Source organism: Pseudomonas sp. HT11, from assembly GCF_044875395.1.
Classification (GTDB): Bacteria; Pseudomonadota; Gammaproteobacteria; order Pseudomonadales; family Pseudomonadaceae; genus Aquipseudomonas.
The window spans coordinates 1,071,632-1,083,419 of the sequence record NZ_CP173217.1 but is presented as its reverse complement, the minus strand read 5'-3'; the positions used below and the strand labels follow the sequence as shown (position 1 = coordinate 1,083,419).

General features: G+C 60.5%; 10 protein-coding genes. All 10 read right to left on the bottom strand.

Annotation, left to right across the window (positions count from 1 at the left end; translation table 11 throughout):
* Nucleotides 1-63 precede the first annotated feature (63 nt).
* Nucleotides 64-1,062 carry a hypothetical protein gene (locus tag ABWL43_RS04850; RefSeq protein ID WP_404486956.1) on the bottom strand — a complete coding sequence of 333 codons (999 nt, stop codon included), beginning with the start codon at nucleotides 1,060-1,062 and terminating at the stop codon, nucleotides 64-66.
* A 260-nt stretch (nucleotides 1,063-1,322) separates the two neighbouring features.
* A complete protein-coding gene (gene lpxC / locus ABWL43_RS04845; RefSeq protein ID WP_003216227.1) occupies nucleotides 1,323-2,234 on the bottom strand; it encodes a UDP-3-O-acyl-N-acetylglucosamine deacetylase in 912 nt (303 codons plus the stop codon).
* A gap of 112 nt (nucleotides 2,235-2,346) precedes the next feature.
* Complete coding sequence (gene ftsZ, locus ABWL43_RS04840; protein WP_017138180.1) at nucleotides 2,347-3,552, bottom strand: cell division protein FtsZ; 1,206 nt, start codon at nucleotides 3,550-3,552, stop codon at nucleotides 2,347-2,349.
* A gap of 66 nt (nucleotides 3,553-3,618) precedes the next feature.
* Nucleotides 3,619-4,884: a cell division protein FtsA gene (gene ftsA, locus ABWL43_RS04835; RefSeq protein WP_017138181.1), complete on the bottom strand. Its 1,266-nt coding sequence runs from the start codon at nucleotides 4,882-4,884 to the stop codon at nucleotides 3,619-3,621.
* A 15-nt stretch (nucleotides 4,885-4,899) separates the two neighbouring features.
* Nucleotides 4,900-5,769: a cell division protein FtsQ/DivIB gene (locus tag ABWL43_RS04830; protein WP_106579561.1), complete on the bottom strand. Its 870-nt coding sequence runs from the start codon at nucleotides 5,767-5,769 to the stop codon at nucleotides 4,900-4,902.
* A 4-nt stretch (nucleotides 5,770-5,773) separates the two neighbouring features.
* On the bottom strand, nucleotides 5,774-6,730 hold the full coding sequence (locus ABWL43_RS04825) for a D-alanine--D-alanine ligase (RefSeq protein ID WP_145166181.1): 957 nt from the start codon (nucleotides 6,728-6,730) through the stop codon (nucleotides 5,774-5,776).
* The gene (gene murC, locus ABWL43_RS04820; protein ID WP_145166180.1) at nucleotides 6,727-8,172 is read right to left on the bottom strand and encodes a UDP-N-acetylmuramate--L-alanine ligase; all 1,446 of its coding nucleotides are present in this window, start codon (nucleotides 8,170-8,172) and stop codon (nucleotides 6,727-6,729) included. Before murC ends, ABWL43_RS04825 begins: the two co-directional genes overlap by 4 nt.
* Entirely contained in the window at nucleotides 8,165-9,235 is a 1,071-nt protein-coding gene (gene murG, locus ABWL43_RS04815) for an undecaprenyldiphospho-muramoylpentapeptide beta-N-acetylglucosaminyltransferase (RefSeq protein WP_145166179.1), read from the bottom strand. The genes murC and murG overlap by 8 nt, the downstream gene beginning before the upstream one ends.
* Nucleotides 9,225-10,442 (bottom strand): putative lipid II flippase FtsW, encoded by a 1,218-nt coding sequence (gene ftsW / locus ABWL43_RS04810; RefSeq protein WP_106579565.1) that lies wholly within the window; start codon nucleotides 10,440-10,442, stop codon nucleotides 9,225-9,227. The genes murG and ftsW overlap by 11 nt, the downstream gene beginning before the upstream one ends.
* Nucleotides 10,439-11,785 carry a UDP-N-acetylmuramoyl-L-alanine--D-glutamate ligase gene (murD, locus tag ABWL43_RS04805; protein WP_169368248.1) on the bottom strand — a complete coding sequence of 449 codons (1,347 nt, stop codon included), beginning with the start codon at nucleotides 11,783-11,785 and terminating at the stop codon, nucleotides 10,439-10,441. Before murD ends, ftsW begins: the two co-directional genes overlap by 4 nt.
* Nucleotides 11,786-11,788: the final 3 nt, after the last annotated feature.

Genomic DNA, 11,788 nt, shown 5'->3' with positions numbered 1-11,788 from the left:
CCGACGCTGACGGTGCCTCCTGCTGATGACAGTGAGTCAGTACATTTTTCACAGCGGCAGCCTTTACAGCGTGTAGCTGCCACCTCCTGACACCGAGACTCTCGGGTCAGCACCCACTTGCGCTGTAACACTCAATGGAAACTGCGGTGGCAACAGAGACACGCTTAAACCGAAGGAGCCATCGACCGAAACGCCCGATGTTGCGGAAAACTCGTGTTTTGGCGGGGACTTGCTGGTCAGGTCGGTACTGAAAGTAACTTTGTGTTGAAGGGTAAATGACGGTGACACGCCTGCTCCGCCATTGGCGCCCACCTGTCCTGCTCGAATATTCGCGTTAATACTTGTCCGGGGGAAAAAGGTATAACTATTGGCGATGGATAATGTGTTGTCGGCGTTTTGCGTGATAGTCGGTTTACCAGTGGGAGACAGTGTGAATTGAAGACCCGCCCCGCCGACGTTTATATGTTGCCCAGTCATATGCGTAACACTTTGGTTCACGCCGCCGCCCACACTAACGCCAGAACTGGCAAGGCTGCCCTCAAGACCGCCATTCACACTCAGTGATTGCTGACTGACAATTGAAGGCTTCAAATTAGCGTTAAAGTTTAATTCACCACTTGGATGGACAGTGGCGCTGAATTCCGGTGCGCCAAACGTAAATCGCTGTGAAACGCTGCCCCCCACATTAAAACCCACACCCGTGCCTAAAATATTGGGAATGCCGGCCCTCAAACTGCCGCCGACTTCCAGCTGCATCTTGGGTGCGAAGCTGACGGTGAGGCCGCCGCTGTCATTGGGCCGTAAGCTGATGACGGGATCAAACCGAGCCGTTGCGCTCACGCCCGCGCTCGGGCCGCCAGCTATCGGGGTGACCCTGGCGGCGATGGTGGCATAGGTTCGCGGAAAAAAAGACACCGTGGGGATCGGCTGAAACTTCGCTTCACCGCCGAACACATTCGCGGTATAGGGCGCGGCAAAAGAGCGCTCGGGTGGGTTATTGTTGACGTGTTGTTGCTGAGGGTCAGGGCTGCGATATACAGCGGCTGGAGCGATAGCGTTCATGATCGGTATTCCTTCAACAGTAATAGGTATGTATTCACTGATCTCGCGTTAATTCAAAACTCGTTTAGCTGTTGGTACTTTATTCAACGGCCTCACGAAGACTGTGTGGTACACGAAAAAGTATCAGTTCCTACAAAAACACCGTCGAAAGTTGCAACACGTTTCACGACAATGTCATTACCGCGCAACTTGCTATTTTTTAAGCATAAAAAAAGGCCACCCGAAGGTGGCCTTTCAAAACTAAAGAAGAGAGTTGTTACTTACACCGCCGCAACGGGACGCATGTAAGAGATCGGTGCGGTGCTGGCATCTTCGAAGGTCACGACTTCCCAAGCATCTGTCTGTGCAATCAACTTGCGCAGCAGCTGGTTGTTAAGGGCGTGGCCCGACTTGAAGCCTTTGAACTCGCCTATCAGGCTATTGCCCAGCAGGTAGAGGTCACCGATTGCATCGAGGATTTTATGCTTCACAAATTCGTCTTCATAGCGAAGGCCGTCTTCGTTCAGTACACCATCCGCGTCGACCACGATGGCGTTTTCAACGCTGCCGCCGAGTGCGAGGTTGTGCTTGCGCAGGTACTCGATGTCACTCATGAAACCAAAGGTACGGGCGCGGCTGACTTCTTTTACGAACGAAGTGCTGGAAAAATCCACGCTTGCACTTTGTGTGCGGTCACGGAATACCGGGTGATCGAAATCGATCTCAAAGCTCACTTTAAAGCCTTCGAACGGGACGAAGGTGGCGCGCTTGTCGCCGTCTTCTACTGTCACTTCCCGCAGAATGCGTATGAACTTCTTGGCTGCGTCCTGTTCTTCCAGGCCGGCAGATTGAATCAAGAATACGAAGGGTCCAGCGCTGCCATCCATGATAGGGACTTCGGACGCGGAGAGCTCGACGTAGGCGTTATCGATGCCCAGGCCAGCCATGGCCGAGAGCAAGTGCTCCACCGTGTCCACTTTGACGTCACCGTTGACCAGTGTGGTCGACATAGTGGTTTCGCCAACGTTTTCCGCGCGAGCAGGAATCTGCACCACAGGGTCCAGGTCGGCACGAACAAACACGATGCCGGTGTCGACAGGCGCGGGCTTGAGGGTCAGGTATACCTTCTCCCCGGAGTGCAGACCTACACCTGTGGCACGGATAATATTCTTCAGGGTGCGTTGTTTAATCATGGCTTGGACCGCTTCAGCGCAAATTGCGAACTGGTATCAACAAAGGCTGGCGATAATAACAGACCAGACCTTTGCTGAACACCAATCACCTTCATAGCCCTGATACATTCCATTAATCGGCCTGACGACGCAGGAATGCCGGGATGTCCAGGTAGTCCAGATCATCTTGCGGATTCGGGCTACGGGACGCCGCAGCACCGGCCTGAGCCTGGTTGCGCATCACGGTCGGACGGTCCAGATCACGGTAGTTCACCGACGGCAATTCCTGGCGCGCAGGCGCTGGAGCGGCAGCTTGCTGGCTGGCGTGACTGTTGTGGCCGGTGTGAACGGTATTGTCGATGACCTTTACAGGCTTCTCGATTTTTGCGCCCAGGCCGGTAGCAACCACGGTCACGTGCAGTTCATCACGCATGTCCGGATCGATAACGGTACCGACTTTGACCATCGCGTGCTCGGAAGCGAAGGCTTCGATGATGCTACCCACGTCGGAGTACTCACCCAGGGACAGGTCAGGACCGGCGGTGATGTTCACCAGGATGCCGCGTGCGCCTTGCAGGTTCACGTCTTCGAGCAATGGGTTGCGGATCGCCGCTTCAGTAGCTTCACGTGCACGGTTCGGACCGCTGGCGCAGCCAGTGCCCATCATCGCCATGCCCATTTCGCTCATCACGGTACGTACGTCGGCAAAGTCGACGTTGATCATGCCTGGGCGCTTGATGATGTCGGAAATACCGCGAACGGCACCGGCCAGAACATCGTCAGCCTTGGCAAATGCGGACAGCAGGCTTGCGTCCTTGCCCAGGATAGTCAGCAGCTTCTCGTTGGGAATGGTGATCAACGAGTCAACGCTTTCAGACAGCAGACGGATACCTTCGTCGGCAATCTGCATGCGCTTGCGACCTTCGAACGGGAACGGACGCGTTACGACAGCAACGGTCAGAATCCCCATTTCCTTGGCCACTTCGGCAATGATCGGGGCCGCACCTGTACCGGTACCGCCGCCCATGCCGGTGGTGATGAACACCATGTTGGTGCCTTGCAGCACTTCAGCAATACGCTCGCGGTCTTCCAGCGCGGCTTGACGGCCGACTTCCGGGTTGGCGCCAGCGCCGAGGCCTTTGGTCACAGCTGTGCCCAATTGCAGGATGGTCCGCGCGCCGATGCTTTTCAGCGCCTGGGCATCAGTGTTGGCGCAGATGAATTCAACGCCTTCAATGTTGCTCTTGACCATGTGGTTGACAGCGTTGCCGCCGCCACCGCCGACACCGATTACTTTGATAACCGGGCTTGCGGGGATGTTGTCTACGAGTTCGAACATGTTCCCTCTCCTTTCGTTTTCTCTAGTTTTTTCGCCTACTGCTTATTACGGTGTTGCGGTAAATCTTTAGAAATTGCCTTTCACCCAAGCCTGCAAGCGCTCGAACAACGGCGCTTTGGCTTCATCGTCGCCACCGCGGTAGCTGTCACGAATGCTCGGGCCCGACAGGGAAATGCCGTCGGTCTGCTTTTGCAGCCCGTACAACAGCAAGCCCACACCGGTGGAATAAATCGGGTTGCGCACTACGTCGCCCAGGCCTTTCACGCCATGGGGCACGCCCAGGCGGACCGGCATGTGGAAGATTTCCTCAGCCAGTTCGACCGCGCCTTCCATCTTCGAGGTGCCACCGGTCAGCACGATGCCGGCCGGGATCAAATCTTCGTAACCGCTGCGGCGCAGCTCAGCCTGGATCAGGGTGAACAGCTCGTCGTAGCGTGGCTCGACCACCTCGGCCAGGGCCTGGCGCGACAGCTCACGCGGTGGGCGGTCGCCGACACTTGGCACCTTGATGGTTTCACCGGCACCGGCCAGTTTGGCCAGGGCGCAGGCATAGCGAATCTTGATTTCTTCGGCGTACTGGGTCGGTGTACGCAGCGCCATGGCGATGTCGTTGGTGACCTGGTCGCCGGCAATCGGGATCACGGCGGTGTGACGGATCGCACCCTCGGTGAAGATCGCGATGTCGGTGGTGCCGCCGCCGATGTCGACAAGGCACACGCCCAGCTCTTTTTCGTCGTCGGTCAATACCGAGTAGGCCGACGCCAACTGCTCAAGAATGATGTCGTCGATTTCCAGACCGCAGCGGCGCACGCATTTTTCAATGTTCTGTGCAGCGTTGACGGCGCAGGTCACCACGTGAACCTTGGCTTCCAGACGTACGCCCGACATGCCCAGCGGCTCGCGAACGCCTTCCTGGTTGTCGATCACGTAGTCCTGCGGCAGGGTGTGCAGCACGCGCTGGTCAGCCGGGATCGCCACAGCCTGGGCCGCGTCGAGTACACGCTCAAGGTCCGCCGAGCTGACTTCACGGTCGCGGATGGCCACGATGCCGTGGGAATTCAGGCTGCGGATATGGTTGCCGGCCACGCCGACAAACGCCGAGTGAATCCGGCAGCCGGCCATCAGCTGCGCTTCTTCAATGGCGCGCTGGATCGATTGCACGGTGGACTCGATGTTCACCACCACGCCCTTCTTCAGGCCCCGGGACGGATGCGTGCCGATACCGACGATTTCGATAACACCGTCTTCCCCGACCTCGCCGACCAGCGCCACCACCTTGGAGGTGCCGATATCGAGACCGACGATCATTTTTCCGCTTTGCACGTTTGCCATGGGTCCTGCCTCTTCTTAATTCTTCGCGACAGCGGGTTTGGCTGTCGTCGGCGCAGCTGGTTCACGCCAGCCGACGGCCAGGCCGTTGGCGTAACGCAGGTCGACGCTCGCAATGTTCGTAATCTGTTCTTTCAAGGTCTTGTCATAGATGGCAATAAAGCGGCGCATCTTTTCCACCAAGCGGTCGCGTCCCAGCAACAACTCGATGCCCGGGCCGGAACTGCCTGCCCCGGTAGTCAAAAACCAGCTGCCCCGCTCACGCAATTCCAGGCGTGCGATGGAGAAGCCCAGTGGCCGCAGCATCTGGCTCAAGGCCTGGTACTGCTGCATCACTTGCTGTTGCGCCCGCTGCGGCCCGAACAGCTGCGGCAGGTGCTCATAGTTGGCCAGCTCACGCGGGGTGAACGCCTGGCCCTGGTTGTTCAACAGCGCTTCATCGCCCCAACGGGCCACGGGCAGTTGTTCTTCCAGGCGGATCGTCACCTGGTCCGGCCACACGCGGCGCACTTCGGCATGGGCGATCCACGGCATCTGCTCCAGCTCCGAGCGCATACCGGCCAGGTCGATGGTAAAGAAGCTCGCCGCCAGGTACGGGCCGATGCGCTGCTGTACCGCTTGCTGGCTGATGTAGCTCAAGTCGCCCTGCACACTGATCTTGGTGATCGGCCGGTCGGCATACGGCAACAGGCGCTGCGCACCCTCGTATGTGCCAAAGCCCAACGCCACCAGCAGCACCGGCCAGAACAGCGCCTTGAGGAAACCAAAGTTGGCTTTCGGCAGGCGCGCCGACATCGGCTCTTTAGCCACCATCCGGCTGGCACCCCGTGGCACCGGCTTGCGGCCGGGTGCTGGTGGGGGCTGATGACGAAGCGATGCGCCGTTCATGTGTTTAGCCTCTTGGCTCAATGCTGTCAGCGAGGATCGCCAGCACCAACTGCTGGAAATCCAGACCGGCTGCACGGGCTGCCATAGGTACCAGGCTGTGATCGGTCATACCCGGCGCAGTGTTGACTTCAAGGAACCAGAAATTCCCCTGGTCATCCTGCATCACGTCTGCCCGCGCCCAACCGGCGATACCCAGCGCCTCACAGGCTTTCGCCGTGAGGTCCATCAATTCCTGTTCCTTGGTTGCGTCAAGGCCACACGGGATCCGGTACTGAGTATCGGAAGCCACGTACTTGGCGTCGTAATCGTAAAAGGTGTGGGGCGTGCCCAATGCGATAGGCGGCAATACCTGGCCACGCAGGGTGGCGATGGTGTACTCGGGACCTTGGATCCACTGTTCCACCAACACTTGCGAATCGTAGGTACTTGCCGCCTTCCATGCGTCGATCAATTCGGCGGCCGAGTTCACTTTGGCCATGCCGATACTGGAGCCTTCATGGGCTGGTTTGACGATCAAAGGCAGGCCCAGTTCCTTGGCTGCAGAAATACAATCGTCTTCGCTGCACAGCACGCTGTGACGTGGGGTTGGAATACCCAGGCTGTGCCACACCTGCTTGGTGCGCAACTTGTCCATCGCCAGTGCCGAGGCAAGAATGCCGCTGCCGGTGTAAGGGATGCCAGCGCACTCGAGCAAGCCTTGCATGCTGCCGTCTTCACCGCCGCGACCGTGCAGGATGATAAAGGCACGGTCGATTTTTTCGGCCTGCAGGCGGGCGAGGAAATCATCGCCCACGTCGATACCGAACGCATTCACGCCGGCGCTTTGCAGTGCCTCAAGCACGGCATTGCCGGACTTGAGCGAGACTTCACGCTCTGCACTCTTGCCGCCAAACAGCACCGCTACGCGGCCGAAGTCGGCAGGCGTGATCGTGGAAAACAGGGCGTCGTAGTTCGTGGTCATTTCGACTTCCCCTGCGCAGTTGCGAACAAGGGGCTCGCGAGCAATTTAGGCGCGAGGCCACCGATATCACCGGCGCCCTGGCACAGCAGGATGTCGCCGGCACGCAGCAGCGGCTTGACGATGGGCGCCAGGTCCACACCGCGCTCGATGTAGATCGGGTCCAACTGGCCACGCTGGCGGATGCTGTTGCATAGCTTGCGGCTGTCGGCGCCCGGGATCGGCTCTTCACCGGCCGGGTAGACTTCCATCAGCAGCAGCACGTTGGCATCGGCCAATACATTGACGAAATCGTCGTACAGATCGCGGGTACGGCTGTAGCGGTGCGGTTGGTACACCATCACCAGGCGGCGCTCCGGCCAGCCACCGCGCACGGCTTTGATCACGGCGGCCACTTCGGTCGGGTGATGACCGTAGTCGTCGACCAGCATCACGTCGCCGCCGTCTACCGGCAGTTGGCCGTAGACCTGGAAGCGACGACCAACACCGGCAAAACGCGACAGGCCTTCAACGATGGCTTCATCGCTGACGCCCTCATCGGAGGCAATGCAGATGGTCGCCAGAGAGTTGAGCACGTTGTGGTTGCCCGGCATGTTCACCGAGACATCCAGCGGCTCGCGGTCAGGGCGCAGCACGGTGAAGAAGGTTTGCATGCCTTCCTGGCGCACATTGATCGCGCGCACGTCAGCGTCTTCGCTGAAGCCGTAGGTCACGGTCGGACGCTTGACCTGCGGCAGGATTTCACGCACTACCGGATCGTCCAGGCATACCACCGCCAGACCGTAGAACGGCAGGTTGTGCAGGAACTCGACGAAGGTTTTCTTCAACTTGTTGAAGTCACCGTCGTAGGTTGCCATGTGGTCTTCGTCGATGTTGGTAACCACCGCGACCAGCGGCTGCAGGTGCAGGAAGCTCGCGTCACTTTCATCGGCTTCGGCGATCAGGTAGCGGCTGGTGCCGAGCTGGGCGTTGGTGCCAGCTGCATTCAGACGGCCACCGATCACGAACGTCGGGTCCAGGCCACCGGCGGCGAACACCGAAGCGATCAGGCTGGTGGTGGTGGTTTTGCCGTGCGTACCGGCAACGGCAATGCCGTGGCGGTAGCGCATCAGCTCGGCGAGCATCTCGGCGCGCGGCACCACCGGAATACGGCGCTCAAGGGCGGTGGCCACTTCCGGGTTGGAGGTGTTCACGGCACTGGAAACCACCAGTACATCAGCCTCGGCAGCGTTTTCGGCGCGGTGGCCGATAAAGATCTGCGCACCGAACGACTTCAGGCGCTCGGTGACCGGCGACTCTTTCAAGTCAGAGCCGGACACCTGGTAGCCCAGGTTCAGCAGCACTTCGGCAATCCCGCACATGCCCACGCCGCCGATGCCGACGAAGTGGATGCGACGGATGCGGCGCATCTCAGGTTGTGGCATGGCTTTCTGATTCTCAACCATGGGCCACCTCCAGGCAGATGTCGACCACGGTGCGGGTTGCGTCAGGTTTGGCCAGGCGGCTTGCGGTGCTCGCCATGCTGTTGAGTCGTTCCGGTTGCATCAAAACCTCGGTCAGGCGTGCGGCCAAATCGGCGGCGCCAGTCGTTCTTTGCGGCAGCAGGAAGGCAGCGCCCTCCCCGGCCAAATATTCGGCGTTGCGGGTCTGGTGATCGTCAATCGCGTGGGGCAAAGGCACCAGCAAGGACGGCAGACCGGCGGCGGCCAGTTCACTGACGGTCAGCGCACCAGCGCGACAAACCACCAGGTCGGCCCAGCCATAGGCGTGGGCCATGTCTTTGATGAAGGGCTGCACATTCGCCTCGACACCGGCCTCGCGGTAGCGAGCAGCGGTGATTTCATCGTGATTCTTGCCGGCCTGATGGAAGATCTCCGGGCGCAACTCCACGGGGAGTTGAGCCAACGCTTCGGGCAGCAATTTGTTCAGTGGCTCGGCACCCAGGCTTCCGCCGAGGATCAGCAGATGCGCCTTGCGCCCGGCCAGCGCCTCACGGGCAATGGCCATGAACAGTTCGGTGCGCACCGGGTTGCCGGTGGTGCGCAACTTGTCCGAGGCTGCAAAGGTTTTCGGGAACGCTTCACACACACGCGAGGCCAACGGCACCAGCAGGCGGTTCGCGGTACCGGCGACGGCGTTCTGCTCGTGCACGATCACCGGCACGCCAGCCAGCTTGGCGGCAACGCCGCCAGGGCCGGTCACATAACCGCCAAAACCCAGCACGCATACCGGCTTCACTGCACGCATGACTTTGCGCGCCTGCCACACTGCCTTGAGCAACACGAACGGCGCCTTGAGCAGGGACAACTTGCTCTTGCCGCGCAAGCCGGCGACGTTGATCAAATGCAGTGGCAAGCCGGCGTTCGGCACCAATTCATTTTCGATGCCGCGCGGCGTGCCGAGCCAATGCACGGTGTAGCCGCGGTTCTGAAATTCACGCGCGCACGCCAGGGCCGGGAACACGTGGCCCCCGGTGCCGCCCGCCATGATCAGCACGTTAGCGCCCATGGTTCGGCTCCTCGGCAAAATCGCTTTCGCTGAATTCCATCTCTTCGCTGCCCAAGTGGGTTCGACTCTCCCACTCGATGCGCAGCAGCAACCCCAGGCACGCGCAGCAAATCACCAACGAACTGCCGCCGTAACTGAGGAACGGCAAGGTCAAGCCCTTGGTCGGCAGCAGGCCGACGTTCACGCCGATGTTGATCAGGAACTGGCCGATCCACAGGAACGACAAGCCGTACGCCACATACGCGGCGAAATACTGTTTGGCCTTCTCGGCCCACAAGCCGATGTACATGCCGCGTACACACACGAACACGAACAGCGCGACGGTGCACAGCGAACCCACCACGCCAAGCTCTTCGGCAAGTACCGAGAACACGAAGTCGGTGTGCGCTTCGGGCAGGTAGAACTGCTTCTGCACGCTGTTGCCCAGGCCCACGCCCAGCCACTCGCCGCGGCCAAAGGCGATCAACGCCTGGGTCAGCTGGTAGCCGGAACCGAACTGGTCGGACCACGGGTCGGTAAAGGTAATCAGACGGGCCATCCGGTAGGGTTGCGCCTGCACCAGCACCGTCACGGCGGCCACGGCCAGCACCACCATCAAGGTGAAGCGGAACAGGCCGACGCCACCGAGGAACAGCATCGCGGCGGCCGCGCCCATCATCACGACGGTGGCACCGAAGTCGGGCTCCATCAGCAACAGGCCGGCCATTGGCAGCAGCACGATGAATGGCTTGAAGAAGCCCATCCAGCTTTCGCGCACTTCCTTCTGACGGCGTACCAGGTAACCGGCCAGGTAGATCACCACGAACACCTTGGCGATTTCCGACGGCTGCACGTTGAACGCACCGAAGCCGATCCAGCGCATCGAACCGTTCACCTCGCGGCCGATGCCGGGCAGGATCACCATGATCAGCAAGCCGAACGCACCGATCAGCATCATCCAGCCCAGGCGCTGCCAGGTGGCGATCGGGATCATCATGGTGACGATGCACGCGCCAAGGCCGATCACCAGGTACACCAAGTGGCGGATCATCATGTACAGGGTGTTGCCCGACTGCACGGCGGCCACTTCGGAGGACGCCGAGGTGATCATCACCAGGCCCAGGCCCAGCAGCGCCAGACACCCGGCGAGCATCGGGAAATCAAGGTCGACGCCGCGCCCGGTAATGATCGGCGACGGGTACGGTTTGATGATATTTCTGAAATTCATGCCAAGGCCTCCACGGCGCGAGCGAACAGCTGGCCGCGCTCTTCGTAGTTCTTGAACATGTCGAAACTGGCGCACGCTGGCGACAGCAGCACGGCATCGCCCGGCTGGGCCAGGGCTTTGCACTGAGCGATAGCGTCGTCCAGGGACGTCGCGCGCACTTGCGGCACGGCGTCACCGAGGGCAGCGGCGATCAAGTCAGCATCACGGCCCATCAGCACCACGGCGCGGCAATGGGCAGCCACCGGACCTTTAAGGTCCTTGAAGTCGGCGCCTTTGCCATCGCCACCGGCGATCAGCACCAGCTTGCCTTCGATATCGGCGCCAAGGCCTTCGATGGCAGCCAAGGCGGCACCGACGTTGGTGGCCTTGGAATCGTTGTAATAGCTGACGCCGTTGAGGTCGCGGACCCACTGGCAGCGGTGCTCAAGCCCGGCGAATGTGCGCAGGCTTGCGAGCATGGCATCGAACGGCAGGCCAACAGCGTGACCGAGTGCCAGCGCCGCCAGGGCATTGGACTGGTTATGCGCGCCACGGATTTTCAGCTCGCGCACCGGCATCAGGTTCTGGAATTCGAAGGCCAGGTATTTCTCGCCGTTCTCTTCGCGGATGCCGAAGGCTTTGAAGTCAGGTTTGCCGAGGCCGAAGGTCCAGCACGGCAGGCCTTCGCCCATCAGCGGACGGCTCAGGGCGTCCTGGCGGTTGACCACCACTTGCCGGGCACCGCGGAAGATCCGGTGCTTGGCCAGGTGATAGGCCGGCAGGCCGCTGTAACGGTCCATGTGGTCTTCGCTCACATTCAACACGGTGGCGACTTCAGCGCCGAGGTCGTGGGTGGTTTCGAGCTGGAAGCTCGACAGTTCCATCACGTACAGCTCGACGTCGTCGCTGAGCAGGTCCAACGCCGGCGTGCCGAGGTTACCGCCCACGGCCACGCGCTTGCCGGCCGCAACCGCCATCTCGCCGACCAGGGTGGTCACGGTGCTTTTCGCGTTGGAGCCGCTGATGGCCACAATCGGCGCTTTCGCGTTACGCGCGAACAGGTCGATATCGCCGGAGAGCTTCACGCCACGTGCGGCGGCGGCTTGCAAAGCCGGTGTCGCCAGGGCCAGGCCGGGGCTCACGTACAGTTCATCGGCGCGGCACAGAAACTCGACATCCAACTCGCCACAACGCACTTCCACGTGCGGGTAGTCACGGCGCAGCGTGACCAGCTCCGGTGGATTTTCCCGCGTATCGGCGACGGCAAACGACGTGCCCCGGTTCGCCAGGAAGCGAACCAGGGACATGCCGCTCTTGCCGAGGCCGACAACGATGCGGAAGTGGTCTGAAGCGATCAGGGACACTCG